The 23925-nt window shown below is 62.8% G+C and carries 20 protein-coding genes and 1 tRNA gene; 11 read left to right on the forward strand and 10 right to left on the reverse strand.

Going from position 1 to position 23925, the window contains the following annotated elements; translation table 11 throughout:
- Window positions 1–60 precede the first annotated feature (60 nt).
- On the forward strand, window positions 61–489 hold the full coding sequence (locus tag AC3A43_RS04745; RefSeq protein ID WP_487791375.1) for a DUF417 family protein: 429 nt from the start codon (window positions 61–63) through the stop codon (window positions 487–489).
- On the opposite strand, the gene AC3A43_RS04750 is transcribed toward AC3A43_RS04745, so the two are convergent.
- Together AC3A43_RS04750 and parE are read right to left on the reverse strand one after the other, a co-directional pair.
- Window positions 407–1774: a serine hydrolase gene (locus AC3A43_RS04750; protein WP_487791376.1), complete on the reverse strand. Its 1368-nt coding sequence runs from the start codon at window positions 1772–1774 to the stop codon at window positions 407–409. The two genes, AC3A43_RS04745 and AC3A43_RS04750, sit on opposite strands and share 83 nt — an antisense overlap.
- 10 nt (window positions 1775–1784) lie before the next feature.
- Window positions 1785–3764 (reverse strand): DNA topoisomerase IV subunit B, encoded by a 1980-nt coding sequence (gene parE, locus AC3A43_RS04755; RefSeq protein ID WP_487791377.1) that lies wholly within the window; start codon window positions 3762–3764, stop codon window positions 1785–1787.
- Window positions 3765–3923: 159 nt separating this feature from the next.
- Between parE and AC3A43_RS04760 the strand changes: the two genes are divergently transcribed.
- Window positions 3924–4757 (forward strand): outer membrane protein, encoded by an 834-nt coding sequence (locus AC3A43_RS04760; protein WP_487791378.1) that lies wholly within the window; start codon window positions 3924–3926, stop codon window positions 4755–4757.
- A 54-nt stretch (window positions 4758–4811) separates the two neighbouring features.
- Here AC3A43_RS04760 and AC3A43_RS04765 read toward each other — a convergent pair whose 3' ends face one another.
- Together AC3A43_RS04765 and AC3A43_RS04770 are read right to left on the reverse strand one after the other, a co-directional pair.
- Complete coding sequence (locus AC3A43_RS04765; protein WP_487791379.1) at window positions 4812–5210, reverse strand: PaaI family thioesterase; 399 nt, start codon at window positions 5208–5210, stop codon at window positions 4812–4814.
- Between the two features lie 10 nt (window positions 5211–5220).
- A complete protein-coding gene (locus tag AC3A43_RS04770; RefSeq protein ID WP_487791380.1) occupies window positions 5221–5913 on the reverse strand; it encodes a GcrA family cell cycle regulator in 693 nt (230 codons plus the stop codon).
- Between the two features lie 125 nt (window positions 5914–6038).
- Between AC3A43_RS04770 and AC3A43_RS04775 the strand changes: the two genes are divergently transcribed.
- Window positions 6039–6911, forward strand: coding sequence for an ABC transporter permease (locus tag AC3A43_RS04775; protein WP_487791381.1), 873 nt, complete (start codon window positions 6039–6041; stop codon window positions 6909–6911).
- A gap of 6 nt (window positions 6912–6917) precedes the next feature.
- On the opposite strand, the gene hspQ is transcribed toward AC3A43_RS04775, so the two are convergent.
- Window positions 6918–7292, reverse strand: coding sequence for a heat shock protein HspQ (gene hspQ, locus AC3A43_RS04780; protein WP_487791382.1), 375 nt, complete (start codon window positions 7290–7292; stop codon window positions 6918–6920).
- 181 nt (window positions 7293–7473) lie between these two features.
- Here hspQ and AC3A43_RS04785 point away from each other — a divergent pair, with 181 nt between their 5' ends.
- Window positions 7474–8097: a Yip1 family protein gene (locus AC3A43_RS04785; protein WP_487791383.1), complete on the forward strand. Its 624-nt coding sequence runs from the start codon at window positions 7474–7476 to the stop codon at window positions 8095–8097.
- A 64-nt stretch (window positions 8098–8161) separates the two neighbouring features.
- On the opposite strand, the gene AC3A43_RS04790 is transcribed toward AC3A43_RS04785, so the two are convergent.
- Window positions 8162–8251: transfer RNA gene (locus AC3A43_RS04790), tRNA-Ser, on the reverse strand.
- A 92-nt stretch (window positions 8252–8343) separates the two neighbouring features.
- Complete coding sequence (locus AC3A43_RS04795; RefSeq protein ID WP_487791384.1) at window positions 8344–11586, reverse strand: amidohydrolase family protein; 3243 nt, start codon at window positions 11584–11586, stop codon at window positions 8344–8346.
- Window positions 11587–11727: 141 nt separating this feature from the next.
- On the opposite strand from AC3A43_RS04795, the gene AC3A43_RS04800 reads away from it, so the two are divergent.
- The 7 genes from AC3A43_RS04800 (at window position 11728) to AC3A43_RS04830 (ending at window position 19725) form a co-directional block, all read left to right on the forward strand.
- Window positions 11728–12906, forward strand: a complete 1179-nt coding sequence (locus tag AC3A43_RS04800) for a CaiB/BaiF CoA transferase family protein (RefSeq protein WP_487791385.1) — start codon at window positions 11728–11730, stop codon at window positions 12904–12906.
- A gap of 74 nt (window positions 12907–12980) precedes the next feature.
- Window positions 12981–13856, forward strand: a complete 876-nt coding sequence (gene yghU / locus AC3A43_RS04805) for a glutathione-dependent disulfide-bond oxidoreductase (protein ID WP_487791386.1) — start codon at window positions 12981–12983, stop codon at window positions 13854–13856.
- A gap of 171 nt (window positions 13857–14027) precedes the next feature.
- A complete protein-coding gene (locus AC3A43_RS04810) occupies window positions 14028–14471 on the forward strand; it encodes a TadE/TadG family type IV pilus assembly protein (RefSeq protein WP_487791387.1) in 444 nt (147 codons plus the stop codon).
- Window positions 14472–14473: 2 nt separating this feature from the next.
- Window positions 14474–16102 carry a TadG family pilus assembly protein gene (locus AC3A43_RS04815; RefSeq protein ID WP_487791388.1) on the forward strand — a complete coding sequence of 543 codons (1629 nt, stop codon included), beginning with the start codon at window positions 14474–14476 and terminating at the stop codon, window positions 16100–16102.
- 122 nt (window positions 16103–16224) lie between these two features.
- Complete coding sequence (locus AC3A43_RS04820; RefSeq protein WP_487791389.1) at window positions 16225–17124, forward strand: PAS domain-containing protein; 900 nt, start codon at window positions 16225–16227, stop codon at window positions 17122–17124.
- A 165-nt stretch (window positions 17125–17289) separates the two neighbouring features.
- On the forward strand, window positions 17290–18483 hold the full coding sequence (locus AC3A43_RS04825) for an acyl-CoA dehydrogenase family protein (RefSeq protein WP_487791390.1): 1194 nt from the start codon (window positions 17290–17292) through the stop codon (window positions 18481–18483).
- Window positions 18484–18585: 102 nt separating this feature from the next.
- A complete protein-coding gene (locus AC3A43_RS04830; RefSeq protein WP_487791391.1) occupies window positions 18586–19725 on the forward strand; it encodes an acyl-CoA dehydrogenase family protein in 1140 nt (379 codons plus the stop codon).
- A 23-nt stretch (window positions 19726–19748) separates the two neighbouring features.
- On the opposite strand, the gene AC3A43_RS04835 is transcribed toward AC3A43_RS04830, so the two are convergent.
- The 3 genes from AC3A43_RS04835 to AC3A43_RS04845 are packed head-to-tail and all read right to left on the reverse strand — an operon-like array spanning window position 19749 to window position 23849.
- Window positions 19749–22256, reverse strand: a complete 2508-nt coding sequence (locus tag AC3A43_RS04835; RefSeq protein ID WP_487791392.1) for a TonB-dependent receptor — start codon at window positions 22254–22256, stop codon at window positions 19749–19751.
- Window positions 22257–22258: 2 nt separating this feature from the next.
- On the reverse strand, window positions 22259–23191 hold the full coding sequence (locus AC3A43_RS04840; protein ID WP_487791393.1) for a FecR family protein: 933 nt from the start codon (window positions 23189–23191) through the stop codon (window positions 22259–22261).
- On the reverse strand, window positions 23181–23849 hold the full coding sequence (locus AC3A43_RS04845) for an RNA polymerase sigma factor (RefSeq protein ID WP_487791394.1): 669 nt from the start codon (window positions 23847–23849) through the stop codon (window positions 23181–23183). The genes AC3A43_RS04840 and AC3A43_RS04845 overlap by 11 nt, the downstream gene beginning before the upstream one ends.
- Window positions 23850–23925 lie beyond the last annotated feature (76 nt).

Consider the following 23925-nt stretch of genomic DNA (forward strand, 5'->3'; position numbering starts at 1 on the left):
TTTTGGGGGGTATCTATCATGACAACAATTCTGGACAGGCTACCGTCGCAGCAATTTGCAATGGCAGCGTTGCGCTGGTCACTCGTGTTCATCTTTGCCTTCTTTGGCGTGGCGAAATTCGCGGCTTACGAAGCCGAAGGCGTAGCGCACACCGCCATGCACTATCCCTTATTTGCGTGGATGTATCCCTTGGTCGGCGTGCAGGGGACCAGCAACGTCATCGGCACGATCGAACTGCTGGCCGGCGCGATGATCGCGCTGGGGGCGTGGTCGCATCGGGCGGGACTGCTTGGTGGGTTAATGGGGATGTGCACCTTCCTGATCACGCTCAGCTTCAGTTTCGGAGCATCATTGTGGGAGGAAGGTTATGGCTTTCCCTTCATGGGCTCGACCGCGCAATTCCTGTTCAAGGATGCGGTGCTGCTGGCAGCGTGCCTGACACTGGCGCTGCATGCGGGCCATTCGCTGCGAGAGCGAGCAGGCGCGTAACCAACCCGATCAGGGTCTGGGTCGCGATATTCGCGTCAGAATTGTTCCAGCTAGCGGTCACGACGAACCATTTTCCGTCCGATTTGCGTTCTCCAAGCAGACTCATGGATAACACGCCATTTTCGGACCCGCCTTTGTAGCCGAGATATTTCCAATCGGCAGCGGCGACAGGGCCGACGCCGTTGTTGATTGCCATCGCCGCGAGCAAGGTCTTGGAATTGCGAGCGCGAAAGTCGACCATCAGCCGCGCGATGTCGTTCGGACTGGCGAACCATTCGATGCTGTCGATGAAGCGTGGCCCTGCTGTGAAGCTCACGCCATCGACGTTGGACAGGGTCAGTCGATCCTGGTTGCTCTCGATGAGCTTTCGCTGCGCCGCGTCGCCCCCCATGAGGAAACGCGAGCGAAGCTCGGCGAAATTATTGCCCTTTAACGCGAAGGCTTCGACCGTCGTGAGCAGCGGGATATTCCGCGAAGGGTCGCTGTGCCCGGCCGAGTGTATCCGCGCCTCTATCGGCTCACGGCCGATAAGGTGGATCAACGTGTCAGTCGCACCATTGTCACTGACAGAGATCATCCAGTTGGCAAGCGTTTGCAATGTTACCGGCGTGTCGGCGGGCCAGTTCGAGGTCCCGATAGAAGAGAAGCTGAAATGCGACAGCCGCACAACATCGGACCACTGACGCTTTCCTGCTGCGACCTGCGCCGTCAACTCGTCGAGAATATAGAGCTTGATGGTCGATCCGACCGCAAATTGCCGGTCTGCATTGGCCGATGCGACGGGCCGGATAGCGGCGCCGTCGAGTTCGGCGACGAGAAAGCCGGTTTGTCCCGGTAAAGCGCCGAGGTCCGCTGCCACCTTGTCGAAACGATCGTCCGGCACCGCGACGCCGGTAATACGTAGCCCGGTCACGCGCTCATTCGCCGCCATGCTGACGTCGAGCATCACCGTGGCGACCCCCCTTTCGAAGCGAAGCACGACGGTCCCGGAATGGGGGCCAGCGGGCGTGGTGCTGGCGACCGCAACCGGCTGGCCATATTGCACGATCAGGCTGGTCACGAACGTCTTGAATTGGGCTTCCGGCACGGCCGTCTGGAAATGTGGATCGAAATAGTCAGCATAGCCGATTCTGCCCGCGAACAGGTCGGTCAGTTGCATCGCGCCGCGATCAAAGGCGGTTTGTACCGCAGGCGCGTCCATCACGGAAGGCTGCGCGGCGACAGGCTGTGGAGCGAAGGTCGCCAGCATTGCTGCCGCCACCGTCCGCCATCGATAGTTCGCCATGCGTGCCTCCTCAGGCGTCGATTGCGGCCTCGTCGAGCGTCGCCGCGTTCGCCTGGATGAACTGGAAGCGGTGTTCGGGGTGCTTGCCCATCAGCCGGTCGACCAGATCCTTGACCAGATGGCGTTCCTCATATTCCTGCGGCAGCGTGACGCGCAGCATCGAGCGCGTCGCGGGATCCATCGTCGTTTCCTTGAGCTGGTTCGGGTTCATCTCGCCGAGCCCCTTGAAACGACCGACATCGACCTTCTTGCCCTTGAACTGCTTCGCTTCGATTTCCGCCCGGTGTGCGTCGTCGCGGGCGTAGACCGAGGTGTTGCCCGACGTCAGGCGATAGAGTGGGGGCTGTGCCAGATAGACATGGCCGCGCCGCACGATATCGGGCATTTCCTGAAAGAAAAAGGTCATAAGCAACGTCGCGATATGCGCGCCATCGACATCGGCGTCGGTCATGATCACGATTTTTTCGTAACGCAGCCGGTCGGCGTCGCAATCCTTGCGCATCCCGCAGCCGAGCGCGAGCGCGAGATCGGCGATTTCCTGGTTGGCGCGAATCTTGTCGGCGCTGGCGCTCGCGACGTTCAATATCTTGCCGCGAATGGGCAGGATCGCCTGTGTCTTGCGATTGCGCGCCTGCTTGGCGCTGCCGCCGGCGCTGTCGCCTTCGACGATAAACAATTCGGTGCCTTCGGGACCGTTATTCGCACAGTCTGTCAACTTGCCGGGCAGGCGCAGTTTGCGGCCGCTGGTCGCGGTCTTGCGTTTGACCTCGCGTTCGGCCTTTCGCTTCAGCCGCTCATCCATGCGGTCGAGGACGAGGCCCAGCAGCGCGCGGCCGCGATCCATATTGTCGGAGAGAAAATGGTCGAAATGGTCGCGTACGGCGTTTTCGGTAAAGCGCGCCGCTTCGGGGCTGGAAAGCCGATCTTTCGTCTGGCTCTGAAACTGCGGCTCGCGGATGAAGACCGACAGCATCATCTCGCCGCCATTGAAGACGTCTTCGGCGGTTATCTGCGCGGCTTTCTTTTGTCCGATCAATTCTCCAAAGCCGCGCAATCCCTTGGTGAGCGCCGAACGGAGGCCCGCTTCATGGGTGCCACCCGCGGGGGTCGGGATGGTGTTGCAATACCAGCTGTAGCTGCCGTCCGACCACAAGGGCCAGGCAATCGCCCATTCGGCGCGCCCCTGATCGCCGGGAAATTCCTGGCGCCCCACGAATGGCTCGGCGGTTGCGCACTCGCGGGTGCCGATCTGCTCTTTTAGATGGTCGGCGAGGCCGCCCGGAAACTGGAATGTCGCTTCGGCAGGGGTGTCGTCGCCGATCAGTTCGGGCGCGCATTTCCATCGGATTTCGACGCCCGCGAACAAATAGGCTTTCGATCGCGCCATGCGGTAAAGGCGTTGCGGCTTGAAACGCCCATGATCGCCGAAGATTTCGGGATCGGGAATGAAGCTGACGCTCGTCCCGCGGCGGTTCGGCGTCGGGCCCAGCTCTTCGAGCCCGTCGAGCGGGGTGCCGCGAGAAAAACGCTGACGATAGAGCTGCTTGCCGCGAGCAACCTCGATTTCGGTTTCGACCGACAGCGCGTTGACGACGCTGACCCCGACGCCGTGAAGGCCGCCCGAGGTTGCATAGGCCTTGCCCTCGAACTTGCCGCCCGAATGGAGCATGGTCATGATGACCTCAAGCGCCGACTTGCCCGGAAATTTGGGATGCGGATCGACGGGCATGCCGCGGCCGTTGTCGGTGACGATCAGCCGGTTTCCCACCTCTAGCGTCACTTCGATGCGATTCGCGTGACCCGCGACCGCTTCATCCATGCTGTTGTCGATCACCTCGGCGGCGAGGTGGTGGAGCGCACGTTCGTCGGTGCCGCCGATATACATGCCGGGGCGGCGGCGGACGGGTTCCAGGCCCTCGAGCACCTCGATTTGCGACGCGTTGTAGCTTTCGGTCGCGGGGCTGCTGCTGTCGAACAAATCGTGACTCATGGCTCAGCTATAGGGGGCGGGAAAGGCCACTGGCAAGGGCAGTTTTGGGCGGTTGCCGACCACTCGGTTCGTCCCATTTCTTTCACTGGAGGGAACTTTGCGTACGCGCGAAGGGTTTGGGGCGCTGACTGTAAAGTCATTCAAAAAGTGGAGTAAAAAATGAAAAACATCTCTCTCCTCGCCGCGCTTGCGGCCAGTGCGCTGGCGATGCCTGCGATGGCCCAAGACGGTCGCGATACCTCGCAGGACTTCAACGGACCCTATATCAGCATCGTTGGTGGTGCCACGCTGCAGGGCAGCGATCGCGGCGAAACGCTGCTGTTCGACACCAACCGCGACGGCACCTATGGCGACCAGGTCACGACCGTGGGCGGCGCCAACGCGTTTTCGCCGGGCTTCTGCAATGGCGCAGCAACCGGTACGTCGAATGCTGGCTGCCGCAATGACAAGGATGGTCCCGAATATTTCGGTCGTCTGGGTTTCGACAAGCGCATGGGCAATTTTGTTCTCGGCGCGGTGATCGAAGGCGGGCGCAGCCACGCACGCGACAGCGTCAGCGGTTTTTCGACGACGCCCGCAAGCTACACGATGAGCCGTGAAGCCGACTATCAGGCGGGTGCCCGTCTGCGTGCCGGTTATACCCCCGGCGGCGGCGCGCTGTTCTATGTGACCGGTGGCGGCGCCTATGCTCGCCTCGACAACAAGTTCACGACGAGCAACACCGCAAACAGCTTTGCCGACAACGGCAAGACCAATGGCTGGGGCTATGCCGCTGGCGGGGGCGCCGAAGTCATGGTTACCAAGAACATCTCGCTGGGCCTTGAGTATCTTTACACGGATATCAAGGACAAGGACTATGTCGTCAATGTTGGCCCCGGCACCGCGCCGGCGACCAACCCGTTCCTGCTGAACGGCGGCGGGACCGATATCCAGCGCAGCAACCCCCACTTCCGTACGCATAGCGTACGCGGTTCGCTGAGCTTGCGCTTCTGATCTCTTGGGAGCGTGAACGGGAGGCGTCGGGTCGAAAGATCCGGCGCCTTTCGGCTATCTGGACACGGGTGCCGCGAAAATTGCGAAATTGCCGTTGGCGCTGCTGACTAGGCGGCCGTCCTGATAGAGTCGCGCGTCGATATTGACGACGCGCTTGCCGCGATGCAGCACTTCGGCCTCGCATGTCAGACGACCCTCGCCGACACGAATGTGATAGTTGAATTTGATTTCGAGCGTCGCGCACCACTGGTCTTCGGCCAGCAAGCTTGTCAGCGCGCCGCCCATTGCGGTGTCCGCCAGTGAGTAAGCAACGCCGCCGTGGGCGGCGCCCTGCGGACTGAAATGGCGTTGGCGGTCGATGTCGATCGCCATGGTGCATCGTCCGTCGCCGCGCTCGATCATTTGCAGACCGAGCGCGCGCGCGAATTCAAACTCCTGCCCGAAGGGCTTCACCAGACGCGCCTTAACGGACTCGGGGGCCACCGAACGGCGGGGGCGGGGGCGGACGGCGGGTACCACGGGGCAACTGCGCCTGATAGGCGCGGCCGCAATGTTCGACGCAATAGGGAAAGCCAGGGTTCACGGCTTCACCACAAAAATGAAAGTCGGGCTCGCCCGGATGCCCCATCGGCCAACGGCAGATGCGGTCGTTGAGATCGAGCAACGTCGTCTTGTCAGCAATTTCCGGGCTCGGCTTGGCGGGCACCAGACGGCGGGGCGGTGCGGGCGGGATCGGCGCCTGCTGGTCGCCCGGGCCCTGGCGGATGAATCCGCCAGGGCCGATCGAGACGATGCGCGGGGAATCGGATTTTGGTGTCGCGTCGGCCAGAGCGCCGTCGGCGTTCGGGGTGTCGACCGGGGCCCGTGCTTCGGGTTTCGGTGCTGCAACAACTGGGCGCGGTGCAACCGGTGCGGCAGCGCGCGGGGCTGCCACGGGCGCCGCGGGCTTCGGCGCAGCTGGTGCCGCCGCCTTGACCGACTTGACCTTCTCGGTCGCTTTCACCGGTGACGGGCGTGATTTCAGTCCCAGGCGATGCGCCTTGCCGATCACCGCGTTACGGCTGACACCGCCGAGTTCGTCGGCGATCTGGCTGGCAGTCAGCCCTTTTTCCCACATATTGCGCAGGCTTTCGATGCGCTCATCGGTCCATGACATAGTTCATTCCTTATCATTCCACGCCGCGGGCGGTTTAACGATCCACGTTGCCGGCCCTTTTGAGACCGACATTCAGTCGCTGCCCAGCTTGCGGTAAGATCGGGGAGGCGATAGGCGAGAACGCCATGAACGACCAGCCCCAAATTTCGCGCTCCGACTCGAGCAATTTCGTTGCAGTACCGACCTTTGCCGAACCCGGCGTGCCTCATATCCACACCCTGAACGTTCCGGGCATGCAGGCCCTATATGTCAAGGAGGTGCGGCGGTTTTTCAAGGTGCAGCTGCAAACTATCTGGGCACCAGCGATTACTACGCTTTTGTTCCTCGTGATTTTCACTGTCGCGCTGGGCGGGGCGGGGCGCAGGGTCATCGGCGTGCCCTTCGCCGATTTCATCGCGCCCGGTCTCATCATGATGGCGATGTTGCAGAACAGCTTCGCCAATTCCAGCTTTTCGCTGCTTGTCGGCAAGATCCAGGGAACGATCGTCGATTATCTGATGCCGCCGCTCGCGGTCGGCGAACTGATCATTGCTCTGGTCGGCGCCGCCATCACGCGGTCGATCCTTGTTGGTCTGGCGCTGTGGCTCGCGATGCTTTTGTGGCCGGGGGTGCATGTCACACCTGATCATCTCTGGGCGGTGGCTGTATTTGGCGTGCTGGGCGCTTCGATGCTCGGTTTCCTCGGGCTTATTACGTCGATCTGGGCGGAAAAGTTCGATCATGCCGCGGCGGTAACAAATTTCGTCGTCACCCCGCTCGCGCTGCTGTCGGGCACTTTCTACTCGGTCGACAAGCTCGCGCCCTGGTTCCAGGAGATCGCGCACGGCAATCCGGTCTATTATGCGATCATGGGCTTTCGCTACGGCTTCATCGGCACGGTCGATTCGACGATCGCCAATCCGGTGCTGACCGCCGCGCTCGTGCTGGTCGCGGTGAATATCGCGCTGGGGCTGCTGACCTATCGCCTGCTCGCCTCAGGCTGGAAACTGAAAGCCTGACGCCGTTTAGTGGCGGTGGATGGCGCGGACGCGATAGCGGCCGTGGTCCAGTCCTTCGAACATCGCATCGACCTGCGGATGGTCGATCGGTCCGCCATCGCCGTCGGCAACCAGATTCTGCTGGCTGACATAGGCGATGTACGACGAATCCCCGTTTTCGGCGAGCAGGTGGTAATAGGGCTGCTCTTTCGCCGGGCGGATTTCTTCCGGGATAGCCTCATACCATTCGTCGCTGTTCGCGAAGACCGGATCGATGTCGAATATGACGCCGCGAAAATCGAACATGCGATGGCGGACAATATCGCCCGGCGCGAAGCGCGCACGCCCGATGAGCGGGGCAGTAACGGTGGCGGGAAGTTCGGAAGTGGATTCGGCGGTCATATGGTCAATCTATGGCAGTTTACGCGCGTTTCAAGTCCGTTACATTCCAGTTCGGCTGTGGTTTGCCGAATCGGGCTGTGATCCGCGTTACAGATGCATTGGCAATGCGGGCTAAATAGCTCTTCTGGCTTTTGCATATCCCATTCGGGTTGTGGGCCGCACGATCAGGGGAGAAGCATTTATGTCTGACGTATCACCCAATGGTTCAGGTCCGGCTTCGGGCGTTATTCAACGAGCTAAGGACATCCTCCTCAAGCCCAAGGAAACATGGCCGGTCATCGCCGCCGAGCCGGCGACGACGCAATCGATCTACGTGCCTTATGTGCTGGTGCTGGCGGCGATAGGCCCGATCGCCGGGTTCATTGGCGGGCAGGTTTTCGGGTTTACCATGCTCGGCGTGACCTATCATCCGCCGCTGGTCGGCGCGCTGGTGTCGGCGATCGTGACTTATGGCCTCTCGCTGGCAACCATCTTCATCCTTGCGCTGGTCATCGACGGCCTCGCGCCGAACTTTGGTGGGCAGAAGGACCAGATCCAGGCGCTGAAAGTCGCAGCTTATTCGGCGACCGCGGGCTGGGTCGGCGCTATTTTCGGGATATTGCCCGCGCTCTCCGTGATCGGCCTCCTGTTCGCGCTATACGGGCTTTATCTCTTGTATCTCGGCCTTCCGGTGCTGATGAAGGCGCCGCAGGACAAGGCACTCGGCTACACCGTGGTCGTGATCATCGTTTATATCGTGCTGTTCCTGATCGTCGGCGCGGTTGTCGGAGCGCTCGCCGCGCCGTCGCTCGTTACCATCAGGTGACGGACCTCGCAGCTGCCCCGGTTCTGCACCGGGGCGGCTCGCTGTGGTCGAAAATGTAGAAAAATGGAGGAGAGTGAGGGATTCGAACCCTCGGTACCGTTGCCGGCACTTCGCATTTCGAGTGCGACGCTTTCGACCACTCAGCCAACTCTCCTCGCTGAGAGGAGACGCCCCTAGCGGCGGTCCGGACGTCTTGCAACCCTCTCGTCACAAAATTACGGCCCGCCGCTGGAATCTGTCGCTCGATCAGGGTTTTTCGGCTTCCCACCAATAGGGCTGGCGCTTGCGCGTTCCCGTCTCGGCTTCGTTCATCGTCAGCGGGTCGTAAAGCCGCCCGCCGAGCATCACGCGGTGGATTTGTTCGGTGTTGCGGATGTTGGCGGTCGGGTCCGCGTCGAGAATCAAAAGATCGGCGAGCTTACCGGCTTCCAGAGAGCCCACATCCTTCGCATAGCCCAATGACGTTGCGGGCATGATCGTCGCAGCGCGGAGCGCATCGATATTGCTCCAGCCGCCGCGCACGAACGACCAGATTTCCCAATGCGCCCCCAGCCCGGACTGCTGGCCATGCGCCCCGATCGAGACCATGCGGCCAGCCGCGGCGATCTTGCCCGCTTCGCGTGCCGAATCATCGTCGACATAATCGCCCTCCGGCGCGATCACGCGGCGCTTGTTGTTCGCCGCGAGCTCGGTCGGCGGGGCGTGACGCGACAGGATCGGATGTTCCCACACATTGGTGTGCGCGCGCCAATAGGGATCGCCGGCGGGGCCGCCATAGGTCACGACCAGCGTCGGGGTATAATCAACCTGCGTCTGCCCCCACAGCTGGACCAGATCCTTGTAGAAGGTGTGGAGCGGGATGTTGTGCTCGACGGTCGAATTGCCGTCCTGGATCAGGGTGACGTCTTGCGTAAAGAGCGAGCCGCCCTCGGGCACGACAGTCAGGCCCTCGGCTTGCGCCGCCTTCACAACCATCTGGCGCTGGTCACGGCGCGGCTGATTATAGTTTTTGACGCTGTGGGCGCCCTGCGCCTTCAGGCGGCGGACGTGGGCGAGTGCGTCGTCATAGCCGTTGATCTCGGCATAGACCCCGGCGGACTTGGCGCCATAGATGATCTCGCCGGTCGAAAAGATACGCGGCGCGAGAATCAGCCCGGCGCGCTGCATCTCGGACGAGACGAAAATCTCCGACGCGCGCGACGAGGGATTGTGGCTGGTCGTAGTGCCCATCGCGAGATTGACGATCTCCGACCAATTCTGTTGCGGCACCAGTTCATCGTCGCCGTGCGAGCCGTGGGCGTGGGCATCGACGAAGCCGGGGACGATTGTCTTGCCGGTCGCATCGACTGTGACGGCGCCTGCGGGAACGGTGATCGAAGCCGCCGGACCGACTGCGGTGATACGGTCGCCGTCGATGACGATCGCGCCATTTTCGATCACGCCGCCGTCCTTGTCGGCCATCGTGACGATCTTGGCGCCGGTAATGACGACAATGCCCTTATGCTTCGACGCCGCCTGCGTCATCGACAGCGACACACCATCGGTCGGCGGGGTGAACTTCGGGGCCTTGTCATCGACCGGCGCGTTGGTGAAGAGGCTGGCGAGGTCGGCGCTGAACAAGGTCGCGCCGCGGCTCCAGTGAAGGCGACGGCCGCTGTCCGACCAGTTCATATATTCGGCGCCGCTGCCAGAGACGCGGGTTACGGGAAGCGCCCCGCTCTTGGTGCCGAGCGAGACGTCCTGGCCGCCGGGCATCAGCGGGGTGACGTAGGCGTCGTAATTCTGGCGGAAGGCCAGCGTGCGTCCGTCGGGCGAGATTTCATAGTCGCTGACGAGTTCGCCATTGGCGTGGACGCGCTTGTCCTGACCGTGAAGGTCGGTGCTGACGAGCTGGCTCTTACCGTCGGCGGCAGTGACCATGAAGACGCGGTCGCTGGTCGAAGCGAACTGCGGCTTGGCGCCGTCGCTGCTGATCCTTTCGGCTGCACCGCCGGTCGCGACGATACGATAGACGCCGGGATCTTCGCTCCAGCGTGCCGAGGTCAGCCCGCCGCTGCCGCGCCGTTCGAACGCAATCGTCTTGCCGTCGGGCGAGAAGCGCGGTTCGGCATAATGGCCGGGTGTCGCGGTGATCTTGCGCGACGCGCCACCACCGGCGCCGACAATATGGATTTCGCCCATGCTGCCATCGGTCCAGCGCACGAAGACGAGCGACTTGCCGTCGCGCGACCAGCTCGGCCACAGCTCCATCGCGTCGTCCTTTGCCGCGGTCAGGCGGCGCGCGCTGCCGCCGGTCACGGGCTTGACCCACAGCTTGCCGAGCGTTTCGAACACAACGCTGCGGCCATCGGGCGACACTTCGGCCCAGCGCGGCATTTGCGTCGCGAAACTGTCGGGGGCGACTTCGACCGTCGGGTGCGTCGCGTCGACGATTACGCGGTCGTCGTTGACGCTGAACGGGATGACGCGTGCGTCACCGCCGGCGCTGTCAACGCGGCGCAGCTTGCCGCCGGCCCAGAAGACGATGTCGCGGTTGTCGGGCGTCCATGCCATATTCGGATAGACGCCAGTGACGGCCCAGGTTTCCTGCACATCCTGGTCGAGCGCGTCATAGACTTTCTTCTCCGCGCCCGAAACCAGATCCTTCACATAGAGCTTCGACTGCATTCCTTCGCGGCGCACGAAGGCGAGGCGCTTGCCGTCGGGCGAGGGCGTGGGGCGGACCGCACCGCCAGCGCCCGATGCTGCCGTGCTGACTTCGCCATCTTCGAGGCTGTAGCGTTCAATATGGAAAAGGTCGGTGTTGCTGTCCTGCGCATATTCAAAGATCGGACCCGGCGTGACGTTACGGGTGTAGAAAACGCTCTTGCCGTCGGCCGCGAAGATCGGTTCGCCGAGTTCCTTCTGATGGCGCTCATTGGGCTTCTTGACCAACGGCACGCCCGCGCCGCCCGAGACGTGGTACATCCACACCTCGCCGGTCCCCAGCGACCGGCCGGTAGTGAAATGTTTCTTGGCGACGATGAACTGGCCGTCGGGGCTCCAGCTCGGCTGATTGAGCAAGCGGAAATCCTCTTTCGAGATCTGGCGCTTGTCGCTGCCGTCACGGTTCATCAGCCAGATATTGTCGCCGCCTGCACGGTCGGAGACGAAGGCGATGCGCTTGCCGTCGGGCGAGAAGCGCGGTTGATGCTCATAGGCGAGCCCTTCGGCGATCCGAGTTGGTGTCCCGCCCTCGATCGGCATGGTGTAGATATCGCCCAGCATGTCGAAGGCGATCGTCCGCCCGTCGGGCGCGACGTCGACATTCATCCAGCTACCTTCGTCGACGGCGAGTTGGACTTTGCGCGTCGCGAGGCCCGGAGGTGCGTTGACGTCCCATTTGTCGGGCTTCGCATCGGGAGCTGGAGCTGCCGCCGGCGCGCTTTGCGCCCAGACCGAGGTTGAACAAGCCAAAGTCGCCGCGAGGGCGAGAGCGAAGCGCGCCATGAAATTATCCCCGTTTGAAATTATGTGCTGACCATATGGTCCGGGGACGAACTTGCAAGTGACAGGTTTCGACGAAGAACTGGCAGGGTCGACGGGCGACTGCTAGCCCGGACGAAAGATAGATGTCGGGGAGAGTGAAGCGTGCCGTTGAAGGGGATTAGAGTACTCGATTTCGGCCGCTATATCGCGGGGCCTTATTGCGCGGCGCTGCTGGCCGATTATGGCGCTGACGTAATCCGGATCGAGGCGCCGGGGGGCAACGACGACCGCTTCACGGTGCCGGTCGCCGAGGACGGATCGGGGGCGATGTTCATGCAGATGAACCGCGCCAAACGCTGCCTGACGCTCAAGCCGGGTAGCTCAGAAGGGCGCGAGATCGTTCGGCGCCTGGTCGAGACCGCCGATGTCGTGATCGCCAACCTGCCGCATGATGCCTTGGCCAAGCTCGGGCTTGATTACGATAGCCTGTCGGCCATCAACCCGCGCATCATCCTTGCAACGGCATCGGCGTTCGGCAGCGAGGGGCCGCTCGCGAGCCGCGTCGGCTTCGACGCGGTGGGGCAGGCGATGTCGGGAACGGTGCATCTGACCGGAACGGCCGACCAGCCTTACCGGGCACAGGTCAATTATGTCGATTTCGGCACGGCGCTCCACTGCGCCTTTGGCGTGATGCTCGCCCTGCGCGAGCGCGAGGTGACGGGGAAGGGACAATGCGTGTCAGGATCGCTCCTCGGCACTGCGCTTGCCATGTCGAACGCGCTGACCATCGATCATGCGCTCAACGGCATCGACCGCCAGCCGATCGGCAACCGCAGCTTCAGTTCGGGGCCGACAGATGTGTTCCGTACCCGCGACGGCTGGATCATCACCCAGATCGTCGGCGCGGGGATCTTCGCGCGCTGGGCCGAACTCGTCGGGCGGCCCGAGCTGGTGGGCGATCCACTCTACGCCAGCGATATCCTGCGCGGCGACAATGGCGAAGAATTGAGCGCGATCATGCAGCGCTGGTGCATCGAGCGGACGAGCGCCGACGCGATCGCAGAACTCGCCGCCGGACGGGTGCCAGCGGCGCCGGTGCTGCGCGCCGGTGAGGCACTGGCGCAGCCGCAGGTCGCGGCGATGGGGTTGGTCGAACCCGTCGATTATCCGGGCGCGGCAGGCACGGTACCGGTCATCCGTGCGCCCATCCGTCTTTCTGGAAACGATAAGGTCCAATCCGCGCGCGCGCCGCAAGTGGGTGAACACAGCGACACGATCCTTTCCGAGCTCGGCTATGACGCCGAAGCTATTTCGGCTTTGCGCGCGGCAAAGATTATTTGAACCGGGAAGGGTGGACAAACGCCAATCCCCACTTAAGTTACCGGTCAGTATAAAAATCAACCCAGGAGTTCTCGATGACCGATAACAGCGAATATGTGCCGCCGAAAATCTGGACCTGGGACAAGGAAAGCGGCGGGCGTTTCGCCAACATCAACCGTCCGATTGCCGGGCCGACGCATGACAAGGATCTGCCGATTGGCAAGCATCCGCTCCAGCTTTACTCGCTTGGCACGCCCAATGGCGTAAAGGTGACGGTGATGCTCGAGGAATTGCTCGCAGCGGGCCATGAGGGCGCCGAATATGACGCGTGGCTGATCAAGATTGGCGACGGCGACCAGTTTTCGAGCGGTTTCGTCGACGCCAATCCGAACAGCAAGATCCCCGCGCTGGTCGATCGCAGCGGCGCTGCACCGATCCGCGTGTTCGAATCGGGCGCGATCCTGATCCATCTTGCCGAAAAGTTCGGCGAATTCCTGCCGACCGAACCGGCTAAACGCGCCGAAGTGCTGTCATGGCTGATGTGGCAGATGGGCAGCGCGCCCTTCCTCGGCGGCGGTTTCGGACATTTCTACGCTTACGCTCCCTTCAAGCAGGAATATCCGATCAATCGCTATGCCATGGAGGTGAAGCGCCAGATGGATGTACTCGACCGCCGTCTTGGCGAGAGCGAATATCTGGGCGGCGCCGACTATTCGATTGCGGACATGGCGGTGTGGCCTTGGTACGGCGCGCTGGCCAAGGGGCTCGTCTATGACGCGGGCGAATTTCTGCAGGTAGAGGGTTACAAGAATGTCCAGCGGTGGACCGATCAGCTTGCGGAGCGCCCGGCGGTGAAACGCGGGCGGATGGTCAATCGCGTGATGGGTGATCCGGCGAGCCAGCTTCACGAGCGGCACGATGCGTCGGACTTTGAATTGAGGACGCAGGACAAACTGCAGGATGCCGAATGATGCGCAATTTGCGCAGCGACAGGGCAGGGCGGCCTTAGCGATTTTTTCAATCGTGCCGGCTGCTGCGGCAATATCCGCGCATCGGCTGAAGTTTGAATCCCGCAAAATATGTAAAAGCGGCGTCGGGTTCTTTCGACGCCGCTTTCATTTGCGCGCGGCCATTCTGCCGGCATGACAGCTGTTACCCGACCTTCGCGGCGCGTCCGCAAAATCGCCACGACCGGCCTTACCCTGGGGCGCGAGGAGCGCGGCGCCGCCATCGTCGAAATGGCGTTGGTTTTGCCGCTGCTCCTCGCGTTACTGATGGGGGTTCTGGTCTATGGGCAATATTTCATGTTCGCGCACAATGTGCAGCAAGCAGCGAACGATGGGGCCCGCGCGTCGATCATCGGCCTCGATGCGGCTGACCGGCGCACGGTCGCATTGCGGGCCGTGACCCGCAGCTTGCAGGCGGTTGGCGGGACGCACAGCGTGGCTGTCTCCGAAACAAGCGAAGCGATCACTGTCGCGGTGACGTTCATCGTGCCGCAGGACAGTTTCCTGCGGTCGAGTTTTGTGCCGTCGCCCGGCAACATCATTCGCGCCCGCGCGACCTTCGAATTGCCGGTGGATTGAGCATGACAATCTTGCCTTTCCTCCGCCGCCTGATCGGCCATCGCGGCGCCAGCATCAGCATCACGACTGCGTTCGGCATGACGATGCTGATCGGTTCGGCGGCCTTCGCGGTCGATCTGGGTTCGCTCTATCTCGATCGCCGCAAATTGCAGGGTATTGCCGATGCTGCGGCGATGGCAGCGGCGGGCCGACCAGGCGAAGAACGCGCGGCGGCGCAGCGGATCATTGCGGCCAACTGCGATTGCGATATCCGCATCGCGGCGATGATCCCCGGCACCTACACCGCCGATCCAACGCGTCAGGCGGAGCAACGCTTTGCGGGCGGGGGCGCATCGCCGAACGCGGTGCGCATCACGCTGACCCGCAACCGCCCGCTGTTCTTCGGCAGCTTTCTGACCGGAAAGCCGGACAGCGTCATTCGCGCGACCGCGACGGGTGCGCGTCGCGGCTATGCGGCCTTCTCGGTCGGCTCGCGCGTCGCGGTGTTGAACGGCGGCCTGCCCAACGCATTGTTATCGGGCCTGACCGGCAGCCAGCTGAACCTTTCGGTGATGGATTATAATGCGCTGGCCAGCACCGATATCGACCTGCTCGCCTTTTCGGATGCGCTGCGCACCGAACTGAACGCCGATGTGCTGACCTTTGGCCAGACGCTCGATGCGCAGGCGACGCTGCCGCAGGTCGTGTCGGCGCTGGCCAGCGCATCCGACGGGCAGGCGGCAAGCGTGCTCGAACATATCGCCGATCGCGCGTTGCCGCGGACATTGCTGCCATCGCGCGCGATCGATCTGGGGCCGCGTTCGTCGAGCATTCGCGTCGATGCCGCCAATCCGGTCAAGGTCAATGCGCTCAGCCTGCTGCGCGCCATGCTGCTGCTCGGCAATGCGAACCGTCAGGTCGATCTGGCCTTGGCGAGCAGCCTGCCGGGCGGATCGGGGATCGACGTCGCGCTGATGATCGGCGAGCCGCCGGCGAATTCGCCGCTGATCGCGGTGACGGATACAAACGACGTGATCGTCCGCACCGCGCAGGTGCGCCTGAAAATCGAAACGCGCATCGCAACACCTCTGGCCAGCGTTCATGTTCCCGTGCTCGCCGAACTCGGATCGGCGTCTGCGCGGATCACCGATATCGACTGCCGGCCGAACAGTAGCGCCGCGGTATCGCTTGGCGTCGTGACGTCGCCTGCGATGGTGGCAATCGGAACGGTCGCGGACGCCGATTTCAAAAATATGAAACGTCCGCTCGACCCCAGTCCCGCGCGCGTGGTGAAACTGCCGCTGGTCAGCGTCGATGCCGGGGCCGAGCTGATCCTGTCGGATCTCGGTGAAAAACGGGTCGCCTTTTCGCGTAGCGAGATCGACAGCGGAAAGGTCAAGACGGTGTCAAGCACGGGGCTGGTCGCGGGCGCGGCGAAATCGCTTTCGGATCGAATGGAGCTGGACGTCAACGTGCTGGGGCTGGTCCTCAACCTGAAGGCGCTGACGGCCGTGGTCGGCGAGACCGTGGCGCTGGCCGCCCCGGTGCTCGACACCGTGTTGTCGGACCTCACGGGCTTGTTGGGTGTCCATGTCGGGCAGGCCGATACGCGGATCAACGCACTGCGCTGCGGCAAGGCCCGGCTGGTCTGATCGCAAGCGCGATGGCGCCGTTCCGGATACGACGGCGGGCCGATGCATCCCTTTCGAACCGAAAGCCGCCGAATCCCACCTTATAGGCTCGATAGACGTTGACGAGGTTGAAGGGGATGAACGTGGCGGCTGCACAGGAACCACAGCGTGTATCGGCGGCGGACTTCATCCGCGGCTTTGCCAATTGGCGATTGCAGTCGGCGCGCAAGCCCGTGGTCGTAACGCATCACGGCAAGGACGCACATGTGCTGATCTCGCTCGATGATTATCGCCGTCTGGATGGCGAGATGGCGAGCCAGATCGCCGCCGCCTCTGACGTACTGCAAGTCTCGCTCGCCGGCATCGTCGACTCGTTTCGTGACGGGGTGATCCTGATTGACCGGCAACACCGTATCGCGGCGATCAATCCTTCGGCATCCGACATGCTGGAGATTCCGGCGGCCCGGCTGATCGGCGAAGAGTTGATGGCGGCGGTGCCCGGCCTCAAGGAAAACCTGATCTTTCATCATATCGTCCGGATGGTCGATTACCGCGAGCGTTTTTCGGGCGACGTGCCTGGCATGTTCCGCCCCTATCAGTGGCTGCATGTCGATCTGGTTCCGCTGCCGGTCGGCGGCGCGATCGTGCTGCGCGATGTCAGCGAAGCGATGGAAGGCTTCGTCGCCGGTGATCTGCGCCAGGCGACGCTTGATGCAGTCGAGATCGATGGCGACATCGGCCACGCGCGCATCTCCGTCCGCGAAACAGTCGAGTCCGCGAACGCAATGCTGACCGGCCTCTTGGGGGTCGATGTCGCCGCCGTCCGCCGCGTCCGTTTTTCTGCCTTGCTGGCGGTTGGACAGCGTGCGGCCTTCGCCGAGGCGCTCGAATCGGTCTTCCGTTCCGGCAATCCCGCGCGGGTCGCGTCGCAAATGGTGACGCGCGATGGGTCGGTTATCGACGTTACGCTGTCGATCGTCGAAGTTCGCGGCCCTTATGCCAGCGATGGAGCCGTCGTGCTCGTCACGCGCCGCGTCGTTTAGAGCCAAGCTTTCTTTTTCACTTTTCGCCCGGCCGCCGCGCACGCTGGACAAGCGGCGACGTTGAGCGCAATCAATCGGACGAGGTGAGTTGCAAGTGGCAACTTGCCGTTTACGTAAAGGTGAGCGCTCAGTATAAGGGCGCCATTGCCCAATGGGAGATTCGTGATGGACATGGAATTCAGCCCCGAAGATCTCGCCTTCCAGCAGGAAGTGCGCGACTTCATCGCCGAAAATTACCCCGCCGACCTGCGTGACAAGCAGGATGAGGGCGAAGAGATGTCCAAGGAGGATTTCCTCGCCTGGCACAAGATACTGTACAAAAAGGGTTGGATCGCCCCGGCGTGGCCGGTCGAATATGGCGGCACGGGCTGGACGCCGACGCAGCGCTTCATCTGGTCCGAAGAAACCGCGCGCGCCGACTGCATCCGGCTGATGCCCTTCGGCCTCGCCATGGTCGGCCCGGTGATCTACACCTTTGGAACGCCCGAACAGAAAACCCATTTCCTGCCGCGCATCCTGTCGGGCGAGGATTGGTGGTGCCAGGGCTATTCGGAACCGGGTTCAGGCTCCGACCTTGCGTCGCTTCGCACGACGGCCGTTCCTGACGGTGATGACTATATCGTCAACGGCCAGAAGACCTGGACGACGCTGGCGCAGCATGCCGACTGGGGATTCTTCCTCGTCCGCACCGACAAGGAAGCGAAGCAGCAGGAAGGCATCAGCTTCCTTTTGATCGACATGAAATCGCCTGGCATCACCGTGCGCCCGATCATCACGCTGGGGGGCGAGCACGAAGTCAACGAGGTGTGGCTCGAGGATGTTCGCGTCCCACAGTCGCAGCGCGTCTACGAAGAGAATAAGGGCTGGACCTGCGCCAAGTTCCTGCTCGCGCACGAGCGCACCGGCATCGCCGGCGTGGCGGCGTCGAAGCGCGGGATCGAGAAAGTGAAGGCGATTGCCCGCACTGAAATCGACGGCGACAAGCCGTTGCTCGCCAACGCGTTCTTCAAGCGCAAGGTCGCTGAGTTGGAAGTCGATCTTGCAGCGCTGGAATTCACGGAGCTGCGTAGCCTTGCCGGCCCCAACGCAAACCGCGGTCCCGGGCCGGAATCGAGCCTGCTCAAAATCAAGGGTTCGGAGATCCAGCAGCGGCTGACCGAATTGTCGCTGGAGGCGGTCGGCCATTATGGTGCGCCCTATTTTCGGGGATTTGGCGAAGGCGACAACGAGCATCCGATCGGGCCCGATTACGCGCACCGCGCCGCGCCGACCTATTTCAACATGCGCAAGACGACGATCTATGGCGGGTCGAACGAAATTCAGCGCAACATCATCGCGAAGATGGTTCTCGGCCTCTGATCAAATAATCCACGTCATTCCGGCGAACGCCGGAATCTCGGCCATGCGGCCTTGAGACCCCGGCTTTCGCCGGGGTGGCGGTGAAATTAGGGAATAAGAAGAATGGATTTCACCTACACCGAAACGCAGGACATGATCCGCGACACGCTCGCCCGTTTCCTCGGCGACACCTATGATTTCGAAACGCGCCAGAAATTCACCAACAGCGACGGCGGACGCGATCCCGCGATCTGGACCGCTTTGGCGCAGGAACTGGGCATGCTCGGCGCGCCTTTCGCCGAAGAGCATGGCGGCCTTGGCGGCGGCGCGCTCGAAAATGCGATCGTGATGGAGGAACTGGGCAAGGTCATCGGGATCGAGCCCTATCTTCCGACCGTCGTCATCGCGGGCGGCGCGTTAAAGGCCGTCGGCGGCGCACAGGCCGATGCGATGATCCCCGAGATCATCGCAGGCAACGCGATCATCGCCTTCGCCTATGCCGAACCGCAGGGCCGTTACGACGTCGCCAACCTGCGCACCACCGCGAAGAAGGATGGCGGGGGCTATGTCCTGAATGGTCACAAGAGCGTCGTTTATGCCGCGCCATGGGCGACCCATTTGCTCGTCACCGCGCGCACCGGCGGCAATCCGCGCGACCGTGACGGCGTTTCGCTGTTCCTGATCGACGCGAACCTGCCGGGTATCGTCCGGCGCGACTATCCGACCGTCGACGGCAGCCGCGCTTCGGAAATTTATTTCGAAAATGTGGCGATCCCGGGTGACGCATTGCTGGGCGGCGAGGGCACCGGCCTGCCGCTGATCGAGCAGATCGTCGACGAAGCGACCGTCGCCGTCTGCGCCGAAGCGACCGGCGTGATGCAGAAACTGCACGAAGGCACGCTGGAATATACGCAGCAGCGCAAGCAGTTCGGCGTTCCGATCGCGAAGTTCCAGGTGCTCCAGCACCGCATGGTCGACATGTTCATGGAGGTCGAACAGGCGCGCTCGATGACTATCATGGGCACGCTGAAACTGGGGCTGCCAGCGAACGAACGCATGGCGGCGGTCTCGGCCGTTAAGGCGAAGGTCGCACGCGGTGCCAACTTCGTCGGCCAGAACGCGATCCAGACGCACGGCGGCATCGGCATCACGCAGGAACTGGCTATCGGCCATTATTTCAAGCGGGCGACGATGATCGAAGGCCAGTTCGGCAGCCACGACTATCATATGGATCGTTACGAGCGGATCACGCTGGCAGACTGATTTCGCGAACGCCGTCGATGGAGCTAATAGGCGACGTCGACGGCGATCCGCAGCGTGCGCGGGCGAAGAGGGGTCATGAACCCCGAATTGCCCTCAACAAACGGGGTTCCCAGCGAAAAGCGGTTGCCGCGCGAGTCGAACAAATTCGTCAGCGTCAGCGACAACCCGCGGCGTTCGTTGCCAACCCGCAACGCGACGCCGGTATCGACATAGTCACCCTGGCTTTCGCCGAGCACGGGGCCAATGCCGAGCCGTGACGGCCCAATATAGCTGGCCCAGCCATTCACGCGGAAATCCTGGTCGCCGATCATGGTCGCATAATTGACCGACCCGCGAACCGCGTGGCTCGCGACATTCGGAATGCGGCCCAAGCGGCCCGGTGCGGCATCGAACACGGGTAAAATCTGCGGCGAGAGATCATCGACGCGGCTGTGGTTATAGACCGCACCGAGTTCGAAGGTCAGGGCGGCGGTTGGCCGCATCGCGATTGCGCCTGACACGCTGGTAATGCGGCCGTCGCCGATATTGGCGGTGGTCGGGAACCCGGTGCTGTCGATGAAGTCGGCCTGGATGTTGCGCCAGCGGCTATGCGAGATCGAGATGCTGGCGTCGAGCAGGCTCTGTCCCTTGTCGCCGAAGCGCATTCCCGCTTCCCAGGTGCGGACTTGATCGTTCAGGAAACGCCGCACGAAATTGCCGTCGACGGCGAGCCCTCCCGGGCGGAAACCTTCCTGATAGCGCGCATAAAGCCGCACATTGCGGAGCGGCGTCGCGAGCAGCGAGAAGGACGGCAGAAGGTCGGTTTCGTTGCGCGACGCGGTCGTCGCGCGGTTGGCCTGCGCCAGCGCGAAGGAGACCCCTTCGGCGGCGCCGCCCAGCTTCGCGTGAGACAGGCGAACGCCGCCCGACGCGATCAGGTTGGGCAAGACTTCGGCCGTCGCTTCGGCATAGCCGGTGAATTCGGTCACCCGGTTGGTCACGCCGGGCAGGACTGCCCGGAGCGGTCCATAGGCATATTCGCGGTCCTGCCGCGCCCGATTGTCGATGAAGCTCGCGCCGATCACCCAGCCGAGTCCGTCACGGTATGGACGCGACAGGCGGTTTTCGCTGGCAAACATGCGCGTTGCATTATGCTGGTCGAGCACGCGCGGAACATCGTTCAGCGGAAAGACCTGAATCGGTGCGAACAGGCGTTCGACATCGACGGTGCCGACCGAAGGTGGGGCAGATATGCCCCCGTTGGACATGTCGGTTCCTTGCCGCGCCTCGGGCAGGCTGGCATCGAACCGCTCGAAGAGGCGGTGGTCGATATAGGCATTGGACGACTGGAAATGCAGGTCGTCCCAGTCCTTCATCACGACAATCGTGCCCATGCCGTAACGCGCGGAGGCATTTTGTTCGACCATCGAGTTGCGGGTGAGCGGATCGCCGTTCTTGTCGGCATATTGCGCGTCGTCTGAGGTGATCGCCTGATAGACGCCGCCGAAATCGACGGTCCAGTCGTTCCCAGCCTCGAGACGAAAGGTGCCGCGCCCGCCGCGAACATGGACGCGGTTGACGTCGTTCTGCCCGCGGAGCGGATTATCGATATAGCCGCCGTCGGTCAGCATATAGCCGACGAGGCGCAGCGCGTTGCCGTTGTCACCGATGGGGAGGTTGGCGATCGCCGCGATGTCACCGCCGGGGTCGCCATGCTGTGTGACCGACACGCCGGCGATCGCCTGAACCGTCATGGCCCGCGGGTCGGGTGCCTTGGGTACGACACGGATGATGCCGCCGAGCGACCCCGCGCCATAGAGCGTCCCCTGCGGTCCTTCGAGGATTTCGACATTGTCGATGTCGTAGAGGCGGAGATCGGGGTCGGGCGCGTTATAGCTGAGGCGGATATCGCCGAGATATTGTCCTACGGTCGACTGCGTCGGTCCTGTGAAGCTGGAATCGGCGATGCCGCGGATGAACAGCTTGTTGCGCCCCGAGCCCAAATGGGTCGAGGAAACGGTCGCGGTTCGCGAGAGGATTGAATCCATCCCGCGTTCGCCGCCAAACGCCAAATCGCCGCCATTCAATTTGGTGACGACGCCGGCGAAGTGCGAAAGAGGAAGATTGGTCTTTGACGCGGTGACGATGATTTCGTCGTGCGCCGAGGCGACCGTATCGCTCGACGGTTCGCGCGCCCGCGGCTGCGACGCTTGCCGCGGTGGCGGCGCGGCGCGAGCAACGCGGGGTTGGGCGGGGCGCCGTTCGATTCGCCAGCTGGTGGCGCTGACCCGAATGGCGCGGGCGTCGGAGCCGGCAAGAAGGCGCCGGATCGCCTCGTCAACACTCATTCGTCCACGCACCGGTTTGACGCGCGCCTGCCACAGTTTTGCGTCGACGACGCTGATGCTGACACCCGCCTGCCGGCTGATCACCGGCAAAACCGTCGACAGGCTTCCCTTGGGCACGTCGAACGCGCGGTCTTCCCCCGCCAAAGCCTGCGCAGGCAGGCTCAGCGCAATCGCTGCAGCGGCAAGGGAAAGACGTGGGGGCATGTTCAGCGGGTCAATATCCAGCCATCGCCTTGCCGTTTGGCCTTCGTCCCCGACAGGGCAGCAAGGTCGGCAATGGTACGCCCCCGGTTCTTGTCGACGATCAGGGCGCCGCGGAACGACAGGTCGCTCGCCTCGGGCGCAATGCTCACCTGCATCCCGGCGGTGCGCTTCAAATCCTCCGCGACAATGGCCAGCGGCGTGCCATTGTAGACGAGCAGGCCGCTGCGCCAGCCACCCACGCTGGCGACATCGACATCCTGAATCACTGGCGCTTTGCGATCGCCATCGCGGGCATCGATGCCCTTGCCCGCGACAAGGCGAACCTTGTCGCGGTCGGGATTATAGAGGACGACGCCTTCGGACACGGCGACAGACGTCTGGCGGCTACGGCGTACGACGTTGAAAGCGGTCCCGAGGTCGACGATCTTTGCATCGCCGGTCTCCACGACAAAGGGATCGTCGTCGCGGTGGACGACATGGAACATCGCTTCGCCTGATTCGAGCCGGGCAAAGCGCGGGCGATCTTTGTCGATCTCGATCACCGACGCGCCATTGATCTCGATTTTCGAACCATCGGCCAGTTCTACGGTGCGATGTTCGCCCGCGATCGTTTCGATCCGGTTTTCGTTGCCGAAGAGACCAAGGCCGGACAGGCTGATCGCGCCGATCAATGCAGCGGCCATCGCGCCGCTGAACCATGCACGCCGCGACGGGCGACGCGGCGCGTCGGACAGGACCACGACCGATGGCTGGGTTGTCGAAGGCAGCGCGTCGAGATCGCAGTCAAAGCTGGCCGACGCGTCATAGATCGCCGCATGTGCAGCGTCTTCAGCAAGCCAATCGGCAAAGCCGTCCCAATCGTCGAAAGCGGGATCGCGCTGACGGATCACCCAGTCGATTGCGCGCGCTTCGATCTTTGCCGGATCAGCTTGCATCGAACTGCCTCCGTGCAGCGGCGAGTGCCGCATATACTTTGCGCAGATCGGCTTCAACGGTACTCAGGCTGACCCCCATTTCGGTGGCAATATCACGTTGACCGATGCCATCGACACGGAAGCGGCGAAAGATGGCGGCGGGACGCTCGCCGGTGGCGGCAATCGCGGTTTCGACGAGCGCAAGTTGCTCGCGGGATATCAATGACGTCTCGGTCGAGGGGCTCGGCATCGCCGAGGCCTCGCCCCATGCCTTGTCGCGCAGATCGCTCTGCCGGGCCGAACGATAGCGGTCGAGCATCAGATTGTTGGCGGCGCGCATGATGTAGGGGAGGGGATCGGCGATCGGGCCGGCTCGCCGGTCGGTCAGACGCATCCACAGATCCTGGAACAGGTCTTCGGCGCCATGCCCGGCACCGCGCACTTCCAGAAAGCGGACGATGCGATCCCGGTTGGCGAGCAATACGCCTTCGATGCCCTGTGCGGCGTCCGTTCGATCACGCGACTCTGTCATGGATTGCTTGCTTTGGAACGCCATCTTCTGTCGGTAAGCGCCACTTCGCCCTGCGCCATACGTCCCCCTGATGACGCCGTCATATAGCGTCCATGCTCCGCCGCGCAACTGCGGTACCGGGAAAGTGAGGGCGGACGGTGCAAGCATCTGTTTCTTTGTTTCTTTGTCCCAAGGCAAGGGGGAAGCGTGGGTAGGGGTTACGCTTCCCCCTTGCGGGCGGGGC

Source organism: Sphingopyxis sp. Soil_C_28, from assembly GCF_057657055.1.

Bases quoted from the DNA above. Each gene is read 5' to 3' on its own strand.
- AC3A43_RS04745 (WP_487791375.1), top strand. From the start codon at position 61: ATGGCAGCGTTGCGCTGGTCACTCGTGTTCATCTTTGCCTTCTTTGGC.
- AC3A43_RS04750 (WP_487791376.1), bottom strand. From the start codon at position 1,774: ATGGCGAACTATCGATGGCGGACGGTGGCGGCAGCAATGCTGGCGACC.
- parE (WP_487791377.1), bottom strand. From the start codon at position 3,764: ATGAGTCACGATTTGTTCGACAGCAGCAGCCCCGCGACCGAAAGCTAC.
- AC3A43_RS04760 (WP_487791378.1), top strand. From the start codon at position 3,924: ATGAAAAACATCTCTCTCCTCGCCGCGCTTGCGGCCAGTGCGCTGGCG.
- AC3A43_RS04770 (WP_487791380.1), bottom strand. From the start codon at position 5,913: ATGTCATGGACCGATGAGCGCATCGAAAGCCTGCGCAATATGTGGGAA.
- AC3A43_RS04775 (WP_487791381.1), top strand. From the start codon at position 6,039: ATGAACGACCAGCCCCAAATTTCGCGCTCCGACTCGAGCAATTTCGTT.
- hspQ (WP_487791382.1), bottom strand. From the start codon at position 7,292: ATGACCGCCGAATCCACTTCCGAACTTCCCGCCACCGTTACTGCCCCG.
- AC3A43_RS04785 (WP_487791383.1), top strand. From the start codon at position 7,474: ATGTCTGACGTATCACCCAATGGTTCAGGTCCGGCTTCGGGCGTTATT.
- AC3A43_RS04795 (WP_487791384.1), bottom strand. From the start codon at position 11,586: ATGGCGCGCTTCGCTCTCGCCCTCGCGGCGACTTTGGCTTGTTCAACC.
- yghU (WP_487791386.1), top strand. From the start codon at position 12,981: ATGACCGATAACAGCGAATATGTGCCGCCGAAAATCTGGACCTGGGAC.
- AC3A43_RS04810 (WP_487791387.1), top strand. From the start codon at position 14,028: ATGACAGCTGTTACCCGACCTTCGCGGCGCGTCCGCAAAATCGCCACG.
- AC3A43_RS04815 (WP_487791388.1), top strand. From the start codon at position 14,474: ATGACAATCTTGCCTTTCCTCCGCCGCCTGATCGGCCATCGCGGCGCC.
- AC3A43_RS04825 (WP_487791390.1), top strand. From the start codon at position 17,290: ATGGACATGGAATTCAGCCCCGAAGATCTCGCCTTCCAGCAGGAAGTG.
- AC3A43_RS04830 (WP_487791391.1), top strand. From the start codon at position 18,586: ATGGATTTCACCTACACCGAAACGCAGGACATGATCCGCGACACGCTC.
- AC3A43_RS04835 (WP_487791392.1), bottom strand. From the start codon at position 22,256: ATGCCCCCACGTCTTTCCCTTGCCGCTGCAGCGATTGCGCTGAGCCTG.
- AC3A43_RS04840 (WP_487791393.1), bottom strand. From the start codon at position 23,191: ATGCAAGCTGATCCGGCAAAGATCGAAGCGCGCGCAATCGACTGGGTG.
- AC3A43_RS04845 (WP_487791394.1), bottom strand. From the start codon at position 23,849: ATGCTTGCACCGTCCGCCCTCACTTTCCCGGTACCGCAGTTGCGCGGC.